Raw genomic sequence first — 18,149 nt, 5'->3', positions numbered from 1 at the left:
ATGCCCGGCGAGCGCTCCACCTCTGGCCGTGACACGGCCCCCCATTCCCTGGAGTCGAGGGTCGGTGCGCCGTTGCTCGCGGTGCTCCTGGGACTGCTCCCGGCGGAGGTGCTCGCGTGTCCCGCCTGCACGGTGCGCGCACCCGAGTCCCCGGTGCGCTCGGTGCTGCTGCTCGGGGCGCTGGTGCTCATGCCGCTCCTCCTCGTGGGGGTCGGCATCTGGGCGGCCCGGCGCGCGGCGCGTGAGGCGCGGCCGTGAGCGAAGCCACCGGGAGCGCACCCCCGACGGGCGCCGCTGCCTCGCCTGTCACCTCGGGACGCGAAGCGGACTCCGCGCTCCTGCCCGTGGACGTGGAGCGCCCGTCCGCCGCGACTCCGGATACCTCGCGCGGAGCGTGGACGCTGTCGCTCCCCGAGGACGCGAGCGCGCACGGACATCGCATCGACACCCTGCTCGCCTGGAGCCACCGCTTCGAGCTGATGCTCGTGGTGGTGGCGCTCGGGTGGATGGTGCTCGCGGCCTGGCGCTTCCATCAGGCGAAGCGGGCCGCTCCGGACGGAGGCACCCGGCGCTCGCGGGCCTGGGTGCTGGGGCTGGCGCTGGGCGCCTTCGCCGTGGTGGACGGGACGCTGCTGCTGGGCTCGGAGGGCTACCTGCGGGACGTGCTGTGGAACTTCCACGTGCCCGCCGCCGACGCGCGCACGGTGCGGATTGAAGTCAACGCGCACCAGTGGTCCTGGGAGGCGCGCTACGCGGGCGAGGACGGCCGCTTCGGCACGCCTGACGACGTGGTGACGTGGAACGACCTCCGTGTCCCGGTGGGCGCGCCCGTCTGGGTGCAATTGGTGTCCACGGACGTGGTGCACGGCTTCTCGCTGCCGCACTTCCGCGTGAAGCTGGATGCGATTCCGGGACGGGTGAACCAGACGTGGTTCCAGGCCGCTCGCGAGGGGACGTGGGAGGTGGCCTGCTACCAGCACTGCGGCACCAGCCACTACCGGATGCGCGGCGTGCTCCAGGCCATGTCGCCAGAGTCCTACGCTTCCTGGCTGCGCGAGGCGGGACGGCAGGCCGAGCAGTCCTTCGACGCGGATGACAGCGCGGCCCAATGGGGCTGGGAGTGGAAGGCGCCGTGAGTCTCTTCTCCTCGGACCACAAGGCGGTGGCGCGGGGGTACCTGTGGGGCGGGCTGGGCTTCCTGCTCCTCGGGGGGCTGCTGGCGCTCATCATCCGCTGGCAGTGGGCCTGGCCGGGACAGCCGGTGCCGGGGCTGGCCTGGGCGCTCCCCGAGTCCCGGGGCGCGCTGACTCCGCCCGCGTACACGGCCGTGTTCACCATGCACGGCCTCATCATGATTTTCTTCGCGGTGACGCCGCTGCTCTTCGGCGCGCTGGGGCACTTCGTCCTGCCGCTGGCCATTGGCGCGCGTGGGCTGGCCTTCCCCCGGCTGTCGGTGCTGGGCTTCGGCCTCTACGCGCTGGGCGGAGCGCTGGTGCTGGCCTCGTTCGTCGTGCGGCTCGGCCCGGCGAGCGCGGGGTGGACGGCGTACCCGCCCCTGTCGACACCGGCCTTCACGCCGGGCCTGGGGCAGACGCTGGTGACGGTGGCGGTGCTGTGCGCGGCGGCGTCCGCGTTCCTGTACGGGCTCAACTTCGTCGTCACGGTGGTGCGGTGCCGGGCGCCGGGGATGACGTGGGGCCGGCTGCCGCTGACGGTGTGGGGGCTGTTCTTCGCCTCGGTGCTCAACGTGCTGTTCGTGCCGGTGCTGGCGGCGGCCACGTCGCTGCTGCTGATGGACCGGCTGCTGGGCACGCAGTTCTTCATCGCGGGCGCGGCGGCGGTGGGCGGGGGCGGCGACCCGGTGGTGTACCAGCACCTCTTCTGGCTGTTCGGCCACCCGGAGGTCTACATCCTGATTCTCCCCGCCTGGGGGATGGTGGGGGACTTCGTCGCCTTCTTCAGCCGCAAGCCCGCGCACGGCTACCGGCTGACGGCGGGGGCCATGGGCACGGTGACGGCGTTGAGCGGGCTGGTGTACGCGCACCACCTGTTCACGAGCGGGATGTCGCCGTTGCTCGGGCGCACGTTCATGGTGCTCACGCTGCTCATCTCGCTGCCGGCGGAGGTGATGTACCTCAACTGGCTGATGACGCTGTGGCGCGGCAGCGTGCGGCTGACGGCGCCGATGCTGGCGGCGCTGGGCTCCATGGGGGTGTTCGGCCTGGGCGGGATTACGGGGCTGTCGCTGGGCGCGGTGGCCACGGACGTGCCGCTGCACGGGACGCTGTGGGTGGTGGGCCACTTCCACCTGACGATGGGCGCGGCGAGCTTCCTCGCCGTCTTCGCCGGGCTCTACTTCTGGTTCCCGAAGATGTTCGGGCGGGCGATGCACGAGGGGCTGGCGAAGGCGCACGTGGTGTCGAGCGCGGTGCTGTTCGTCGGCGTGTTCGGCGGGCAGCTCGCGGCGGGCTACGCGGGGCAGCTCCGGCGGCTGTATGACCCGTACCAGTACACGTACCTGAAGCACCTGCTGCCGCTGAACCAGTGGACGTCGGCCTGCGCGTTCCTGCTCGGAGCGGCGCAGGTGCTGTTCGTCGTGAATCTGGTGTGGACGCTGCGCAGGGGCCGGGTGGCGGGGCCGAACCCCTGGAAGGTGGGGACGCTGGAGTGGACGTGCGCGCCGAGCCCGCCGCCGGCAGGGAACTATGACCCCGTGCCCGTGGTGCTGCGCGGGCCGCATGCGCTGTCCCAGCCCGAGGTGCTGGAGGTGCTGGGCAAGGACTGGATTGGACAGGCGGAGACTCTGCCGGACGCCGCGGTGGACGCGCCAGCCCTGGATGACACGGGCGACGGCCGGAGCCTGGGCGTGGGTGGCGTGGCCACGTCGGGAGGTGTGGCGTGAAGACTCCGGTGCCAGGGCTCCCTCTTGCGTCCAGCGTGTCTCACGAGGAGTCGGCCACTCGGTGGCTCGGTACGGTGCTGGGGCTCGCGGCGTGGACGATGTTCTTCGTCTCGCTGTTCTTCGCGGTGGGCTGGTACCGCATGCGCGAGCCATGGCCGCCGTTGCCCGTCCACCTGCTGGTGCTCGCGATGCCGGGGCTGTCCCTCATCGTGGGGAGCGTCGGACTCCACCGGGCGGCGAGCAGCGTGTTCATCGGTTCCGATGGCGCGCGACGGCTTCTGCGCGTGCTCAAAGCAATCCTGGTGCTGGGCCTGGGCTTCGTGGGTGGGCAGGCCTGGATGACGCACATCGCGTGGTGGAACCACCACCTGCGAATCCCCGACGACGGCGTGCCCGCCTCCGCCTTCTACGGACTCACGGCGCTGCATGCGCTGCACATGCTCGCGGTAGTCACGGGGGTGTTCGTCTCCGCCGTGCGCTTGAGGCGGGGCGTGGACGTGCGGGACGCCTTGCGGCGGCATGCGCTCGGCTGGCACTTCGTGACGGTGATGTGGCTGCTCCTCTTCGCGGCGGTGTACCTCCCATGACTCCTCGCCACGCGGCCTTCCCGCTTCCCACCCGCCGGGCTCCACCGCACATGGCGCTGGTGCTCACGCTCCTGGCGCTCACCATGGCGGCCTGCCGCTCCAGGCCCACGCCCACCTTCGAGCCGCTGAAGCTGGCCGACGGCCGCGTGGTGCCGGCGCAGACGCTGTCGCGCGGGCACGCGGTGTACACGCACTACTGCGAGTCCTGCCACGGCGTGCTCGGGGACGGGCAGGGCCCGGCGGGACGGGGAATGCGGCCGGTGCCCCGGAGCTTCCGGCAGGGCCTCTTCAAGTTCGGCGGAGTCGCCGCGGGCGAGCTGCCCACGGACGACGCGCTGAAGCGCACGCTGCGCCGGGGGCTGCACGGCACGCCGATGTTCGCCTGGGACGTGCCCGAGTCGGACCTGGACGCGGTGGTGCAGTACCTGAAGACCTTCAGCCCGCGCTGGAAGGAGGAAGCGCCGGGCACTCCGCTGGCGCCGACGCCGGACCCGTGGAAGGGCCGCGAGTCCGAGGCCGTGGAGCGCGGCAAGGTCGCCTACCACGTGGCGGGCGCGGGCAACGCGGGCTGCGCGAGCTGCCATGTGGCGTACCTGCCGCGCGCGGAGTGGGCCGGGCTGATGGAGAAGGCGCTGGGCCGCAAGGTGGACCTGTCCCGGGTGGACCCGTACACCGCGCAGCCGAGGGACTCGCAGCACCCGGTGCAGGTCGATGCGAAGGGCGAGCCCACCCAGACGCAGAAGCTGCTGCCGCCGGACTTCCTCTTCCACCCGCTGCGCACGGTGTGGCCCGAGGGCGAGAAGGTGGACGGCGCGCCCTACACCGCCGAGCGCCAGCGCGAGGACCTCTACCTCGTCATCGCCGCGGGCGTCGGCGGCGCGGCCATGCCCACGTGGAAGGGCGCCATCCCCGAGGAGAACCTCTGGGCCCTCGCGTACTACGTGCAGACGCTGGTGCGGCTGCGGGACTCGGACGAGGCCCGGGCGCTGAAGGAGCGCCTCCGCGCCTCCACCGCTCCCGTCCAGTGAGAGCGGATTGATTGCGGAATCAAGGATCGACCGGGGGGACGCAACACTTTCTCAGTGACAGCGACAATGTAGGCAAATTCCTCCTCCCCCCAGGAGCCCCCCTTCGTGACGACCTACTCCATCCGCTCCGGCGACACCCTTGGCGCGATTGCCCGGCGCTTCAACACGTCGGTGGACAAGCTGGCGAAGGCCAACGGCATCTCCAACCCGAACAAGATCTACGCCGGGCAGAAGCTCGTCGTGGACGGCTTCGATGCGCCGAAGGCCACGGGCGGCGGCTCGGGCGGCTCCAGCTATACGGTGAAGTCCGGTGACACGCTGAGTGGAATCGCGGGTCGGCACGGGACGACCGTGGCTGCGCTGGCGCAGGCGAACGGCATCTCCAATCCGAACCGCATCTTCGCCGGGCAGCGGCTGACGATTCCGGGCAGCGGCGGCGCGGCGCCGAGCGCTCCGGCCTCTGGCGGCGGCGGTGGTTCCAGCTACACGGTGCGCTCGGGCGACACGCTGAGCGGCATCGCGGGTCGGCACGGTACGTCGGTGGGCGCGCTGCAGCAGGCGAACGGCATCCGCAATCCGAACCTCATCTACGTGGGCCAGAAGCTCACGATTCCGGGCGGCGGCGCGGCGCCGGGCCGGCCCTCCAACCCGCCGCCGGTGGGTGGCGTGGGCGGGCCGAAGCCGGCGCCGGGTGGCTCGGCCGGGGTGACGGTGGCGCAGCTGCGCGGGGTGATGCCGAACCTGTCGCAGGCGAAGGCGGAGCAGTACCTGCCCCACCTGAACCAGGCCATGGCGGAGGCGAACATCACCACGCCCCAGCGCAAGGCGATGTTCCTGGCGCAGCTGGCGCACGAGAGCGGCCAGCTTCGCTACATGGAGGAGATTGCCTCGGGCGCGGCGTACGAGGGCCGCAGGGACCTGGGCAACACGCAGCCGGGCGATGGCGTGCGCTACAAGGGCCGTGGGCCCATCCAGCTCACCGGCCGCGCCAACTACCGGGCCGCGGGCCAGGCGCTGGGAATCGACCTGGAGGGCAACCCCGCGCGCGCCAAGGACCCGGACGTCGCGTTCCGCATCGCCGGCTGGTACTGGCAGTCGCGCAACCTCAACAGCTACGCGGACGCGGGCAACTTCCGCGAGGTCACCCGCCGCATCAACGGTGGCTACAACGGCATGGCGGACCGCGAGGCGTACTACCGCCGCGCGCAGGACGTGTTCTAGCGCCACGCCGTCAAGGCACTGTCATCACGCGAGGACCGTGGGCCGTCAGGCCGCGGTCCTCGCTGTGTTTTCGGGGCTCGCGGTGGACCGGGTGAGGGACGCGGAAGTGCCCCGGGAGGCAGGTGTTCGTGGAAGGAACGTTCGTTCCACGTGTCCGGCGTCCCGGGGCCAGGGGTGAAGGGGTGAGTCTCGCGACGGAGACCCGCGTCCGGAGGATGCGACCTCCTGGCCTCGGGTCATAGAGGGCCAGCCCCTGGTCCATCCGCTGCAATGGGCAGGGCGTTCCTTTCCGGAGCGCGCCCATGTCCCGAATCGACCCTACCGGCAGCACCCCTGTCCCCATCGACACCACTCCCACGGAGGCCGGTGCGGCACCTGCTCCACCCCGGGCGAAGGCTCAACAGGCCCCTGCTCCCGCCACGCGCAACGAGGTCCGCGCCTATGACGGACCTCCGGCTCGCTCATCCACGAAGCAGGACCCCGGGAGCGCGCCTACGTCCTCCGGCCCGTCGTTCTCCGCGGGCGAGCTGGCCGCGACAGGTGGCCGGTTGCGGCAACCGTCTTCGCCCGAGGTACCCGCCGAGGTGTACTCGGGAATCCAGTCGCACCTGACGCGGAGCCTCACGGACTGGGCCGTCACTGGCCGCGACGTGAAGTCGGTCCACACAGCGCTCGGGACGTTGCAGCCGGGGGCCTACCGCGCTGCGCTGGAGCGGATGGAGCGCGACGGCCTGCTGGGCGAGTACGTGAAGGCGCAGGACCCGGACACGCGGCGGGCGTTCCTGGAGCAAGCCGAGTCCAAGGGCATGCTCCAGCGGCGAAAGGGTGAGGCTCCGGCGGGGCCCCTGGGCTACCCGGCAGCGCCGGACTTCTTCCGCAACGACGCGAGGCTGCCGGAGTCGCTGCGCGGCGCGGTGAACGCCCACGCCATCGACGCGGGCGCCGCCTTCTACAAGGCCCACTCCGAGTACCTCGACCGCTACACCGACGCGGCCAACGGGGCGAAGAGCCTCCAGGAACTGCACACCCTGGGTGAGCCCCGCGCGGCGTATCTCAAGGCTGTGGACCTGGGCTTCGAATTGAAGGACCCGGCCCGGAAGGAGTTCGAGGCGCAGTGGCGGCAGGGTATCGGAAAGCCGGAGTCGACCAACCGCGCCTACCAGACCGTCAACGCCCGGCAGCGGGAGCTGACCGGCGACCGACCCGGGGGCAGCATCCGGAGTCACGCTCAGGTGGAGCTCACGCACGAGGGCCTCAAGCTGGGCACGGAGGCGCATGTCGACACCCGTGGGAAGGTGGGCCTCAAGGGCGAGCTGGGAGTCGCGGTGAGCGGTGGCCCTGTGGGCCTCGAGGTGACGCGCGACACGGCGGGCAGTGCGAAGGTGGAGACGAAGCTCAACCTCGGGTTCGCGGAGCTCAGCCACGCCTCGGATGGCGAGGTGAAGGTGTCCCTCGGCGTGGGCAAGTACGCCCAGGCCTTCGTCTCGCTCAATCGTGAGACCGCGGAGTTCGGGGGCGGCGTCTCCGCCGAGCTCGAGGGCGAGGGGAGCAAGGCGGCCGCCGAGGCCGGCTTCAACATGAAGGGCCTGTCAGCCGCGCGGGTGCACGAGTCCTTCGACAAGAACCATCGCGGAGTCTTCGCGCTCCCGGCCGAGCTGGCAGCGGGGACGGCCTGGGATGCGCTCCCGGAGCCGAAGCGGGCGTCCTACGCGCGGGAAGGCTGGGACCAGGACACGTGGACGGGGAAGCTGAAGCGGTAGCCGATGGATGCCCCGGGCTTCAGCGGAGCTTCGCGGGTGGCGGCACGCGTGCTGAATCGGGTGCGGCTCATGTGGACGCTCCCGGTGCCCCCGGTGCCCCCGGTGCCCCCGGTGCCCCCGGTGCCCCCGGTGCTCCGGGAGCGGACGGGGCCTCGTCCCCGGGCTCCGATGTCTCGCGCATCAGGTACGCGGCCACCATGGGCACGTACCAGGGGATGACCAGCAGGAGCAGCCCGAGGGAGGCCAGGTTCGAGGCCCGCAGGAGGGCGACGAGCAACCAGACCAACCCCTGCACCGTCATTCCGACGACGCCCAGCTTGCGCAGCTTCCGGGACTCCGTGAGTCCGCCGAAGATGGCCATCAGCGGTGGGACGACCACCAGTCCCATGCGAACCATCGTGAACTCATCGCTCAGGGAGTGGGACGTGCTCGGGCTGGTGAACATCGCCAGCATGACGAGCTGGACCACCATGGCCAGCAGGCTGAGGCCCACTCCCGTGCCCGGGACGCCCTGTGCCCGCGAGCCCTCCTTCCGACGGAGGGCTTCGAGCCGCACGGCTTCGAGCACGTCCGGGTGCACCTCCAGCGCATACGGGAAGCCCAGCTCCAGCAGGGCCTCCACCGCCGCGGCGCGCACCGTGCGTCCGTCGCTCCCCGTTCGCTCTCTCGCCTCCTCAGGCAGCTCCACCAGCGACTGGAGGAAGTCCGCCCGGGCGCGGGGAGACTCGTCATCGCCGGGCGGCCGGGCAAGCGCCGCGAAGAGGGCATCCACCTCGGCCTGGACGAAGCCGGGCGAGCTCAGGGCCTCCCTCAGCTCTGGCAGCGATTGCGAGGGCGCCCAGGGGGCCAGCGAGGCTTCCTCGGACGAGGCAGCCACGGGCGGCTGGGACTGGAGGCGGGACGAGGACATGGCGGGCGGGAAGGGCGGGGGACACTCTATCGCCAGCGCGCGCGGTCGGCGCCCGCCGCCGTCGCCTGGGGGACAGGGGAGCAGGCTCACGGGGGAGCAGCGCATACCCCCCATGTGCACCCTAACCCCGTGTAACCCCTTTCACGACGAGCGAGGAAGCGCATGGCGACGGAGCGAGCGCAGCGGTTCGTGGACGCACTGTTGAAGCTGGAGGAGCACGGCGACCTGGAGGGCATCGTGTCCCTCTTCAGTGACGACGCGCGGGTGAGCAACGCGGCCTCTCCCCGCGTCTTCTCCGGCCCGGCTGGAGCGCGCCAGTTCTGGAAGGAGTACAAGGGCACGCTGGGCAAGGTGAAGTCCACCTTCCGCAATATGATTGAGGCTGGAGACCGCGTGGCCCTCGAGTGGGAGACGCAGGGCACCGCGCACAACGGCTCGGCCATCGCCTACGAGGGCGTCTCCATCCTCGAGTGGGACGGCGACCGCATCAGCCGGTTCTACGCGTACTTCGACCCGCACGCGCTCGGTCAGGAGCTGGCCCACAACACCGGGGCCCGCTCGGAGGTCCCCAGCACCACGCCGGCGTGAGCCGTCCACCCCCTGTGCCGGGCGCCGCGAGTCTCAGCTCCCGGCCAGCGTGAGCCGTCCACCCCCCGTGCCGGGCGCCGCGCGCCTCAGCTCCCGGCCGGTGCGCGTGGCAGCTCCACGGTGACGGTGGTGCCCACGCCCGGAGCGCTCTCCAGGTGGATGCGCCCGCCGTGGGCCTCCACCACCTGCCGGGAGAACCACAGCCCCAGCCCGAAGCCGCCGTAGTGGCGCAGGGGCACCGCGCGCCCGAAGCGCTGGAAGAGGTGGGCCTGCTGCTCGGGAGGAATCCCGATGCCCCTGTCCCTCACCACCAGCCTCGCGAAGTCGTCCGGCGTGCCCGTTACCTCCAGCTCCACCGGCTGGCCCTGGCCGTACTTCAGCGCGTTGGACACCAGGTGCGTCACCACGCCGTCCACGCGCGCGCAGTCCCACAGGCCGGGCACGGCCTCCGGGGCGTACAGGTGCACGGCGGTGCCCGAGCGAGCCATCTCGTTGCCGAAGCGGCCCAGCACCTCGCGGCACAGCTCCACCAGGTCCATCGGCTCCGGGTCCAGGTGCAGCCGGCCCTCGGACAGGCGGGACACCTCCAACAGCTCTCGCACCAGCCGGCCCAGCCGGTCCACCTGCTGCACGGCCGCCGAGGCGCGCGTGCGCACGTCCTCGTCCGCCGGGCCCCGCTGCAGGCGCGCCAGCTGCAGCTTGAGGGACGTCAGCGGCGTGTTCAGCTCATGGCTGGCGATGGCGAGGAAGTCGTCCCTCAGCCGCAGCGCCTGCTGCGTCTGGTGGAAGAGGTGCGCGTTCTGCACGGCCGCGGTGGCGCGGCGGGCCAGCTCCAGCGCGAGCGCGAGGTCCTCCTCCGTGTGGTGACGCCCGGACAGCGAGTGGCCCAGCGTCAGCGCGCCCAGCACGCCCTCCGGCGTCATCAATGGCACCGACAGCCACGAGCACGGCGCCAGCGCGTGGAGCAGCGCGCGCTGGGCCTCGCCGCCCGCATGGTGCTCCACCCACGCGGCGTCCACGCGGGGGTGGAAGGCGGGCTGCCCTGAGTCGAGCGCCCAGCCGGAGCCGTCCGCGGTGTCAGCCGGGTGGGCGCGGCTGGCGGCGAGCCGGGCGGCGGACTCGGGGGAGAGGGCGTGGAAGGTGCGGCGCACCTCCTGGTCCGGCCCGCGCACGTCGATGATGCAGAAGTCGCCCAGCGAGGGCACCAGCGCCAGGGCCACTCCGCGCAGCGTCTGCCCCACGTCCAGGGACGTGGCCAGCGTGGCGGTGGCGTGCTGGAGCAGGCCGGCGCGCTCGGCCTGGCGGCGCTCGGCGGCGAGCAGCCGGGCCCGCTCCAGCGCCATGGCGGCCTGCTGCGCCAGCATGTCCAGGAAGGCGCGCTCCTCGGTGTCGAAGCCCCGCGCGCACAGCCAGGTGAGCGCCAGCACCCCCACCACGCGCCCGCGCGCCATCAGCGGCAGGGACGCGGAGGAGAAGTCCCCGGTGTACACGGTGCGGACGAGGGCCTCCACCTCCGGGTACTCCTCCGCGAGCACGGTGGCACCCTCCTGCCACACCGGCACTCCGCCGCGCACCGCCTCGGCCATGGGCGTGCGCGCCGTCAGCGGCACCCGCGCGAAGGCGGCCTTCATGGTGGCGTCGTAGGACACGGTGTGGACCAGCTCCAGCGCGGTGCCGGCGGAGTCCAGGAGGAAGAGGGCGCCCGCGTCCGCGGGGAGCGCGCGCGCGGCCTCCTTCACCACGGCGCTCGCCACGTCCCGGGGCGTGAGGGCCGCGGACAGGGCGAGCGTGAGGGCCTGGAGGCTCTGCATGCGCGCGGTGGCGAGCTCCGCCCGGGCGCTGGCTCGGCGCTCATGGGTCGGGAACTCCAACAGCGTGCCCTGCCAGCGCTTCTCCATACGCGATGCCCACCGCGCATGGGGCGCGGTGCACGGGTCTACTGAAACGCAGGCGGAGCCGAATTTCCGGCCCCGGACGCGATGACTGTCCTGCGCAAGTCAGTCCCGCCGTGGTCAGTGAACACCCCGGGAAGCGCGGTATGGACCGAAGTACGGTCCCGGTGCCCGACAGACAGTCGTGACTCTCATGCAGCTTTCGTCTGGCGTGGCGGGGCGCTACCGTCGTTCGCGCGGTCCCGGAGCCGGCGCGCCGGGGCACTCACTGGCAGGGAGCCCATGCGCCCGTCCCTCGAGGCCGCCCCTCACGTGTGATGTCCATGACGTCGCTTTTCCGACATCGCCCTGCCCCACAGTCTCGGGGTAACCTGCGACCCAGCCCCGGGACGCCGGGGCAGCGGAGGACGTGATGTGCCCGGGAGCCCCCATCCTTCCCGCCGGAACCCGGCTGCCTGACTTGCGCTCATACGGAAACAACTGATGACCCGCCTCATCGCCTACGTCGTCATCCTGTCGCTGCTGTCCACCTCCACCGCCTGGGCCCAGGCCAGCACCGAGCCCACCCTGTGGAGTCAGGCCACCAAGAAGAAGAAGGCCACGAAGAGCAAGCGCTCGCGGCCCGCGCCCCAGCCAGTTCCGGCGCCCTCCATGGACGAGGAGCAGGCCGCGCCCGCCACCCCGGCCGAGCCCATGCAGCCCGCCCAGCCCATGGAGGCCGCGCCGAAGCAGGAGCCGCTCGCCCAGGACGCGCCGAAGCAGGAGCCGCCCGCCCAGACGCCGACGACGGACCCGGACTCGATGGACTTCGACCTGCTGGAGCCCATGGAGACGGCCGCCGCCGCGGAGGTGGACCCGGAGCTGGAGAAGAGCATCAGCCGGCGCCGCACCATGCTCAAGCTGCACCAGGGGCTGGGCTTCGCGCTCGTGGGAGGACTGGCCGCCACCACCGTGGTGGGGCAGCTCCAGTTCAACGACTCGTTCCGCGGCGGCGGGGATGACCGCAACCTGCTGGGCCTGCACCGGGGGCTCGCCATCGGCACCGCGGCGATTTTCGCCACCGTGGGGATGCTGGGGGTGCTCGCCCCCGAGCCCTTCGAGAAGGAGTTCCAGTGGGACACCGTCACGCTCCACAAAATCTTCATGACGGTCGCCACCGTGGGAATGGTGGCGCAGGTCCTCCTCGGCATCATGGCCACCAACCGGTATGGCCGGCTGTCGGAGCGGGACCTGGCCACCGCGCATCAGGTGGTCGGTTACACGACGCTGGGTGCGGTGTCGGCGGGTGTGCTCACGCTGTTCTTCTGAATCTTTTCGCGCCGCCGCCGTTCGGCTTCGCAAGGTCCTGACCGGAGTTTCCTGGAGGTTGATGTGATTGCTCGACGACTTGCCCTGCTCGCCACCCTGCTGCTCGCGCTGCCCGCCGCCGCGCAGGCGCCGGCACCGGCACCAAAGCCAAAGCTGGTGCGCAAATACTCGGTGAAGCTGGACGCCAGCTCGCTCACCTACAAGCTGCACCACCCGCTGCACGAGGTGGTGGGCAAGGCGCCGCCCAGCGACGGCGGCGCCGCGTTCTTGTCCGACGACACGCTGCAGGTGCAGGTACGCGCCAAGGTGAAGGACTTCGACTCGGAGAACTCCAACCGCGACGCGCACATGCAGGAGGCGACGGAGGCGGCGAAGTACCCCCTCGTCGAGTTCAAGGGCAAGGCCTACGGTGTGAAGCCGCCAACCAGCTTCCCGGCGACGATGAACGTCACCCTCGAGGGCAAGCTCACCTTCCACGGCGTGACGCAGGACGTGAAGGTGCCCATGACGGTGCAGTTCACCTCCGAGAAGGAGGCCACCGCCACGGGGAACTTCAACGTCAGCCTGGAGGGCCACAAGGTGGAGCGGCCGTCACTGCTGATGAAGAAGGTGGACGACAAGCTGGTGCTGGAGCCGAAGCTGGTCTTCGTGGTGGAGGGGGCGTGAGCACGTCGCGTCGAGGGTTCCTCAAGGGAGTGCTGGGTACGGGCGCGGCGGGAGCGGCGGCCACGGCGTTGCCGGGGTGCGCGCCGGACATCAACCCCGCGCCGGTGACGGACGTGACGGCGAGCTCCGCCGGCACGGTGGACCTGCTGGTGTCGCGCTACCCGGACCTGGAGCCGGTGGGCGGCGCGATTACCGTGCGCGTGCCGGGCGAGGCGGTGCCCCTGCTGGTGGTGCACACCAAGAGCGAGGGCGGGCGGGACGACTTCTCCACCGTGTCCTCCATCTGCACGCACGTGGCCTGCCCGCTGGGCTTCGACGGCAAGGACGTGGTGTGCCCGTGCCACCTGTCGCGCTTCAGCCCGACGGATGGCGCGGTGCTGCAGCGGCCGGCCACGGTGGGGCTGCGCTCGTTCAAGACGGACTACAACCCGGGCACCCGCGTGGTGAGCATCAACCTGCGCGCGGGTGAGGACAACTTCCCGGCCGCGGTGAACGGGCAGGTGACGCTGCCCTTCAGCCAGTTCCCGGACCTGCGCAACAACGGCGGCGCGGTGACGGGCGTGCCCACCGGCTACGGCCTGCGCATCTTCATCTTCCGGCAGGATGACGGGACGCTGTCGGCGGTGGACTCCATCTGCACCCACCAGCAGTGCGAGGTGGAGTTCCGCGCGCAGGAGAAGGACCTGTTCTGCCCCTGCCACGCCTCCACCTTCACCCTGCAGGGCGAGGTGACGCGGGAGCCGGCCACGCTGCCCCTCAAGAGGTTCACCGTGTCCGAGACGCCCGACGCCGTCATCGTCAACGGCGTGCAGTAAGTCCCTGCGGGGCGGGGAGGGGCGCTGGCCCCTCCCTCCCGCATGCTGGCTAGCTGAGCCGGCTCCAGAAGGAGCGCTTGGACGAGACGCGGTCCAGCGCCTCCTGGAGCTCCTCGTCGTAGTCGGCGCGGTTGGCGATGTCGCCCATGGAGATGATGCCGACGACGCGGTCATCCCGCTCCACCACGGGGATGCGGCGAATCTGCTTGCGGCCCATCAGCGCGATGACGTCGTGGATGTTCTCGTCGGGCAGCACGGCCTCCACGTCATCCGTCATGACGTCAGAGACGCGGAGCTGCTCGGGCGACTTGCCTCCAGTGAAGCCGCGCACCACCAGGTCTCGGTCGGTGACGATGCCCACCAGGCTGCCCCGCTCGTTGACGATGGGGACGACGCCGCAGTCCTCGTCCTTCATGATTTGAGCGACGTCGCGCACGGGACTGTCGAGCCGCGCGGTGCGGACGCTGCGCGTCATCACCTCGCGCGCGGTGAGCGGCTCGCGCTGCCAGCGGCGGCGCCCGGTGCCGGTGTCCGTCCCCGTGCCCGTGCTTGGGCGACCGCTGGGGCTGGCGGTGTAGAACTGGCTGCGGTCCTCGCGCATGCGGTCGCCCATGCGCTGGCGCTCCTCCGTGCGCTGGCGCTCCTCGCGGTAGTGGGAGCGCGAGTGCTCATCCCGGTACGGCTCCGTGCGAGGGCCTTGCGTCTCGCGGGGCTCCTCGCCGCCGTAGCCGTGGCGGTTCCACGGGCGGTAGTCCGCGCGCTGCGGGGGCAGCTCGTTCTCTTGCATGCCCATGTCGCGACGGTCTCCGCGGCCGGTGGCGCTGCGGCCATCGCGGTTGTCGCGGCCGTAGGGGCCGGTGCCGTACTCGGCGCCCTCCCAGGCGGCGTCGCGGTCGTCCATGTTCATCATGCCGGTGCGCTGGGTGCCAAAGCCGGCGCCGTCGTCCACGTTGGTGCGGGGCTGGGCCATGCGCAGGGACGCGGCGCGGTGGAAGCGGCCCTGGCGCGCGGAGGCCTCCTCGTCGCGGGCGGGATTCCACCCGGTGAGGTCGGACTCACCGCGCTCGCGCGAGCCGGGCGGCGCCACGTCGGGGCTCCGGTACGTGCCGGGCTCCGGGGGCGGGTTGCGCTGCGCGTTGCGGGTGTCGTCCTTGCCGTTGTCCAGGGTTCGGGCCATGACGCTGCCTCCAGCGAGTTCAGGGTTGGGGCAGGAAGGGTGGCGACGAGCTGGCGGGTCTCCAAGGGTTCCCGGCCGGGGCCTCGTGGGGACTGTCCTCTCCCCGGCGAGCGAGCAGGCAGGCCGCCCTCGAGCGGACATCGATGCTGCCGCGTGGCCGACACTGACCGCGGACTGACGCGGGCGCGGGCCGGGCGTGGAAAGACAAAGCGCGTGCCCCCGGGTGGAGGGCACGCGCCTCGTGTGGAGATTCTGTCTCCAACCCAGGGATGGGGCGGAAGGGCGAAGCTCTCCCCTGCGTCAGCGCGCTCTCCCCCGAAAGCGGAGCCCGCCCTGTCCGCCCCGTCCGTGGGCCGGACTCACTCCACCACGCAGCAGCCGTCGTCCGCCTCCTCGCAGCACGCGAGGGTGGTGTTCGGCGGCATGGGCTTGTGGGGCGGCTCACACGTGTCGCCGGCACCCTGACCGCCCTGAACGCGGGCCAGGTCCTTCACGAACAGCTCCTTGATGGTCTTCGTCTTGGTGGTCTTCATGGTGTGCTCCCCCTCCGTGGGTCTGGGTGCCGGCGAACCGCGCTCGCGGTCGGCGGCGTGATGAATTCGATACGTATTCACTCGAATTTTCGGGTCGTTCCGTGCTGCCAGCATGGGTGGTGTGAGACAGCGCGTATGAGGGATGAGACATGAAAAAGCGCGTGCCCTCGGGTGAGGACACGCGCGGGTTCAGCCACGGCGAGAGACGGCGCTCAGAAACAGCAGTTGTCGTTCGCCTCCTCGCAGCACGCCTGCGTGGTCTCGGGCTTCTGGGCGTTACACGTCAGCGTGTCGGAGGAGGTGGTGGGGGTCGTGGGCGTGGTGCCCTGACCGCCCTGAACGCGCGCCAGGTCCTTCACGAACAGCTCCTTGATGGTCTTCATCTTGGTCGTCTTCATCGTGTGGCTCCTGTGTGGGGGGAATGCCGGCCGCTGATGCGACCGGCACGACACAGCGTACGCACGGAGGCTGACCGCCGAAAGGAGGGGCTCATCCCACCGCGAGCGCGTCGCCCAGTCGTACGAGCCCGCTGAACTCTTCCAGTTCCGCTCCAGCGTCCGGAGCCGCGACGGCGAAGGCGCCGGCGGGAAGGTGCTCGGAGAGTCGCGCGAGCAGGGTGCGGTGGGACTCGGCGCGTGCGTGCTCCGTGGCGGCGAGGCGCGACAGGGCGGCCACGCCGTGCTCCGCGTGCGCGTCTTCGCCCACGTGCTCCAGCAGGGCCTCGGGGTGTGCGAGCGCGTCGTCACGCGCCCAGCTCCGGTTGAGCACATAGCCGGCGAAGGGGAGGCCGCGCTCCAGGAGGGTGTCTCGGAAGAAGGCGGATTCGCGCAGCGCGGCGGACTCGGGCGACGTCACCAGCAGGAAGGCCGCGTCGGGTGACGCGAGCCGCGCGCGCAGCCGCTCCGTGTGCAGGCGGATGCCGGCGAAGAGGCCACCGAAGGCGCCGACGAAGCCGCGCATCTCGCCCGCGAAGCCCGCGCCGAACACTCCGTCCAGCACGCGGCCCACCAGCGCCTGCGCGCCCTGCCATAACCGGCCGCGGCGCGAGGACTCCTCCGGGCCGAAGAGGGCCACGATGCGCTCATCGAGGAAGCGCGACAGGCGCCCCGGGGCATCGAGGAAGTCCAGCGCATGTCGGCTGGGCGGCGTGTCGAGGACGATGAGCTCGTAGCGGTCACTGGTGAGGAAGTCGTCCAGCGCCTCGGTGGCGGCGTACTCCTGCACGCCGGCGACCAGCTCGGAGAGGAAGCGGTAGAGGCGGTGCTCGACAATCGCGCGCGCCGCCTCGGGGGAGGGGGCGAGGCGGTGAATCATGCGCTCGAAGACGACGCCCGGCTCGAGCATCCACACGTCCAGCCGGCCCGGGCCGGAGGCGCCGTCCGCGAAGAGGCGCTCGGGGGAGACGGTGGTGGGCTCGGGGCCGTTCTCCGGCAGGCCCATCGCCTCGGCGAGCCGGCGCGCGGGGTCGATGGTGAGCACCAGGACGCGGCGTCCGGCGCGCGCGGCGGCGACACCCAGGGCGGCGGCGGTCGTCGTCTTGCCCACGCCTCCCGCACCGCACAGCACCAGCACGCGCTTGTCCTGGAGGAGTTGGCGGAGGTTGCGGGTGCTCACGGTGTCGCCTCCCGCGCGGCGTCGCACGGCACGAGGACGCGCGGGTCCTGGAGGAGCCCGTAGAGCTTGCGTGCGCTCACGGCGTCGCCTCCCGCGCCGTGCCGCCCATCGGGATGGGAGCGAAGACGTCCGCGAGCCGCTCCACCAGCTCCGGGCCGGTGACGGGTAGCTCCGGCAGGGTGAGCAGCGGCACGCGCAGTCCCTCGGCCAGTCGGGCCTGGGCGGCGTGGGCACGCTCCAGCCTCGCCAGGGCACGGGTGCCACGGTGCGGCCCGTGCGCGTCGAGCAGCCGCTGGAGCGCGGCGCGGGACTCGGGGGTGAAGGGGTCCTCGGGCATGCGGTTGAGGACGGCGGCGGCCAGCGGCAGCTCCAGCCGCTCCAGCTCCGAGGCCAGGGCGAGCGCCTCGCTGACGGGCAGCGGCTCCGGCAGGCTCGTCAGCAGCACGGCGGTGCGGGCCGGGTCCTGGAGGAAGTCGAGCCCCTCGCGCACGGAGCGGCCAATGGGCCCACCGGGCATGACCGCCAGCACCGTGCGCGGCAGCGAGGCGATGGCCAGCGCATGGCCGGTGGCGGGCAAATCGATGATGGACAGGGGAAACTCGAAGCGCCCATCCGGCCGGGTGCGCCGCACCAGGGTGAGCATCTGGTAGAGCAGCCCCATCTCCCGCAGCGCGGGGCCGGCCTCCAGGAAGCGGCGCAGGGCGCGCGAGCGCAGCGCGGCCTCGGCCAGCCAGCGCAGGGGCAGGGTGTCCTGGAGGAAGCTCCGGTGCCCCTCCGACGCCGCCAGCCGCACGAAGTGGAGCCCGGGCCGCACCTCCGTCACCTTCGGGCCCGCGTCCCGCGCACCCACCAGCGCGCCCAGGGGAGAGGGGCCGCCCTCGTCCGGTGCCAGCTCCGCCAGCAGCACCGGCCGGCCGGAGCGCGCGGCTGCCACCGCGAGCGCCGCCGACAGCGTCGTCTTCCCCACGCCCCCCTTGCCCGACACGAGCACGGCGCGCTTGTCCCACAGTGCTGCGAGCACCGGTCACCGTCCTGTCGCGCCCGGAAGGCGCCGTCATCTCACAGTGAGGAAGGTGGCCCGCCGCGACAACCGCCGCCCCCGCGCGCCGTCCGCTGGCGCGCAGCCGCTCGGATGCCTGGCCGGCCGC

The 18,149-nt window shown here is 71.9% G+C and carries 18 protein-coding genes; 11 read left to right on the top strand and 7 right to left on the bottom strand.

Going from position 1 to position 18,149, the window contains the following annotated elements; all coding sequences use genetic code 11:
* From G4D85_RS38345 to G4D85_RS38315, 7 genes are all read left to right on the top strand, one after another.
* Positions 1–258, top strand: coding sequence for a hypothetical protein (locus G4D85_RS38345; protein WP_164019075.1), 258 nt, complete (start codon positions 1–3; stop codon positions 256–258).
* Entirely contained in the window at positions 255–1,136 is an 882-nt protein-coding gene (locus tag G4D85_RS38340; protein ID WP_240359749.1) for a cytochrome c oxidase subunit II, read from the top strand. Before G4D85_RS38345 ends, G4D85_RS38340 begins: the two co-directional genes overlap by 4 nt.
* Positions 1,133–2,902 carry a cytochrome c oxidase subunit I gene (locus tag G4D85_RS38335; protein WP_240359748.1) on the top strand — a complete coding sequence of 590 codons (1,770 nt, stop codon included), beginning with the start codon at positions 1,133–1,135 and terminating at the stop codon, positions 2,900–2,902. The genes G4D85_RS38340 and G4D85_RS38335 overlap by 4 nt, the downstream gene beginning before the upstream one ends.
* Positions 2,899–3,489 (top strand): cytochrome c oxidase subunit 3, encoded by a 591-nt coding sequence (locus G4D85_RS38330; protein WP_164019073.1) that lies wholly within the window; start codon positions 2,899–2,901, stop codon positions 3,487–3,489. Before G4D85_RS38335 ends, G4D85_RS38330 begins: the two co-directional genes overlap by 4 nt.
* Complete coding sequence (locus G4D85_RS38325; RefSeq protein WP_240359747.1) at positions 3,486–4,517, top strand: c-type cytochrome; 1,032 nt, start codon at positions 3,486–3,488, stop codon at positions 4,515–4,517. The genes G4D85_RS38330 and G4D85_RS38325 overlap by 4 nt, the downstream gene beginning before the upstream one ends.
* A gap of 105 nt (positions 4,518–4,622) precedes the next feature.
* A complete protein-coding gene (locus G4D85_RS38320) occupies positions 4,623–5,738 on the top strand; it encodes a LysM peptidoglycan-binding domain-containing protein (RefSeq protein WP_164019072.1) in 1,116 nt (371 codons plus the stop codon).
* Positions 5,739–6,040: 302 nt separating this feature from the next.
* Positions 6,041–7,498 carry a hypothetical protein gene (locus tag G4D85_RS38315; RefSeq protein WP_164019071.1) on the top strand — a complete coding sequence of 486 codons (1,458 nt, stop codon included), beginning with the start codon at positions 6,041–6,043 and terminating at the stop codon, positions 7,496–7,498.
* Between the two features lie 67 nt (positions 7,499–7,565).
* On the opposite strand, the gene G4D85_RS38310 is transcribed toward G4D85_RS38315, so the two are convergent.
* Positions 7,566–8,408 (bottom strand): hypothetical protein, encoded by an 843-nt coding sequence (locus G4D85_RS38310; RefSeq protein WP_164019017.1) that lies wholly within the window; start codon positions 8,406–8,408, stop codon positions 7,566–7,568.
* A gap of 162 nt (positions 8,409–8,570) precedes the next feature.
* Between G4D85_RS38310 and G4D85_RS38305 the strand changes: the two genes are divergently transcribed.
* Entirely contained in the window at positions 8,571–8,996 is a 426-nt protein-coding gene (locus G4D85_RS38305) for a nuclear transport factor 2 family protein (RefSeq protein WP_164019070.1), read from the top strand.
* 86 nt (positions 8,997–9,082) lie between these two features.
* On the opposite strand, the gene G4D85_RS38300 is transcribed toward G4D85_RS38305, so the two are convergent.
* Positions 9,083–10,894: a sensor histidine kinase gene (locus G4D85_RS38300; RefSeq protein WP_164019069.1), complete on the bottom strand. Its 1,812-nt coding sequence runs from the start codon at positions 10,892–10,894 to the stop codon at positions 9,083–9,085.
* Between the two features lie 477 nt (positions 10,895–11,371).
* Here G4D85_RS38300 and G4D85_RS38295 point away from each other — a divergent pair, with 477 nt between their 5' ends.
* From G4D85_RS38295 to G4D85_RS38285, 3 genes are all read left to right on the top strand, one after another.
* Complete coding sequence (locus tag G4D85_RS38295; RefSeq protein ID WP_164019068.1) at positions 11,372–12,196, top strand: cytochrome b family protein; 825 nt, start codon at positions 11,372–11,374, stop codon at positions 12,194–12,196.
* A 63-nt stretch (positions 12,197–12,259) separates the two neighbouring features.
* Complete coding sequence (locus tag G4D85_RS38290; RefSeq protein ID WP_164019067.1) at positions 12,260–12,862, top strand: YceI family protein; 603 nt, start codon at positions 12,260–12,262, stop codon at positions 12,860–12,862.
* Complete coding sequence (locus G4D85_RS38285; protein WP_164019066.1) at positions 12,859–13,677, top strand: QcrA and Rieske domain-containing protein; 819 nt, start codon at positions 12,859–12,861, stop codon at positions 13,675–13,677. Before G4D85_RS38290 ends, G4D85_RS38285 begins: the two co-directional genes overlap by 4 nt.
* A 49-nt stretch (positions 13,678–13,726) precedes the next feature.
* Here G4D85_RS38285 and G4D85_RS38280 read toward each other — a convergent pair whose 3' ends face one another.
* From G4D85_RS38280 to G4D85_RS38260, 5 genes are all read right to left on the bottom strand, one after another.
* A complete protein-coding gene (locus G4D85_RS38280; RefSeq protein ID WP_164019065.1) occupies positions 13,727–14,854 on the bottom strand; it encodes a CBS domain-containing protein in 1,128 nt (375 codons plus the stop codon).
* Positions 14,855–15,213: 359 nt separating this feature from the next.
* A complete protein-coding gene (locus G4D85_RS38275) occupies positions 15,214–15,387 on the bottom strand; it encodes a hypothetical protein (RefSeq protein WP_164019064.1) in 174 nt (57 codons plus the stop codon).
* A gap of 212 nt (positions 15,388–15,599) precedes the next feature.
* Positions 15,600–15,785, bottom strand: coding sequence for a hypothetical protein (locus G4D85_RS38270; RefSeq protein ID WP_164019063.1), 186 nt, complete (start codon positions 15,783–15,785; stop codon positions 15,600–15,602).
* Positions 15,786–15,876: 91 nt separating this feature from the next.
* Complete coding sequence (locus G4D85_RS38265; RefSeq protein WP_164019062.1) at positions 15,877–17,001, bottom strand: ArsA family ATPase; 1,125 nt, start codon at positions 16,999–17,001, stop codon at positions 15,877–15,879.
* Positions 17,002–17,077: 76 nt separating this feature from the next.
* Complete coding sequence (locus tag G4D85_RS38260) at positions 17,078–18,022, bottom strand: ArsA family ATPase (protein WP_164019061.1); 945 nt, start codon at positions 18,020–18,022, stop codon at positions 17,078–17,080.
* Between the last annotated feature and the right edge of the window lie 127 nt (positions 18,023–18,149).

Source organism: Pyxidicoccus trucidator, assembly GCF_010894435.1.
GTDB lineage: Bacteria > Myxococcota > Myxococcia > Myxococcales > Myxococcaceae > Myxococcus > Myxococcus trucidator.
The sequence above is the reverse complement of the archived record's forward strand: the minus strand, read 5'-3'. Positions and strand labels throughout refer to the sequence as shown.

What these genes read in the sequence shown, in the direction of transcription:
- G4D85_RS38325 (WP_240359747.1), top strand. Translation starts at nt 3,486, where the DNA reads ATGACTCCTCGCCACGCGGCCTTCCCGCTTCCCACCCGCCGGGCTCCA.
- G4D85_RS38270 (WP_164019063.1), bottom strand. Translation starts at nt 15,785, where the DNA reads ATGAAGACGACCAAGATGAAGACCATCAAGGAGCTGTTCGTGAAGGAC.
- G4D85_RS38305 (WP_164019070.1), top strand. Translation starts at nt 8,571, where the DNA reads ATGGCGACGGAGCGAGCGCAGCGGTTCGTGGACGCACTGTTGAAGCTG.
- G4D85_RS38310 (WP_164019017.1), bottom strand. Translation starts at nt 8,408, where the DNA reads ATGTCCTCGTCCCGCCTCCAGTCCCAGCCGCCCGTGGCTGCCTCGTCC.
- G4D85_RS38295 (WP_164019068.1), top strand. Translation starts at nt 11,372, where the DNA reads ATGACCCGCCTCATCGCCTACGTCGTCATCCTGTCGCTGCTGTCCACC.
- G4D85_RS38280 (WP_164019065.1), bottom strand. Translation starts at nt 14,854, where the DNA reads ATGGCCCGAACCCTGGACAACGGCAAGGACGACACCCGCAACGCGCAG.
- G4D85_RS38300 (WP_164019069.1), bottom strand. Translation starts at nt 10,894, where the DNA reads ATGGAGAAGCGCTGGCAGGGCACGCTGTTGGAGTTCCCGACCCATGAG.
- G4D85_RS38275 (WP_164019064.1), bottom strand. Translation starts at nt 15,387, where the DNA reads ATGAAGACCACCAAGACGAAGACCATCAAGGAGCTGTTCGTGAAGGAC.
- G4D85_RS38345 (WP_164019075.1), top strand. Translation starts at nt 1, where the DNA reads ATGCCCGGCGAGCGCTCCACCTCTGGCCGTGACACGGCCCCCCATTCC.
- G4D85_RS38315 (WP_164019071.1), top strand. Translation starts at nt 6,041, where the DNA reads ATGTCCCGAATCGACCCTACCGGCAGCACCCCTGTCCCCATCGACACC.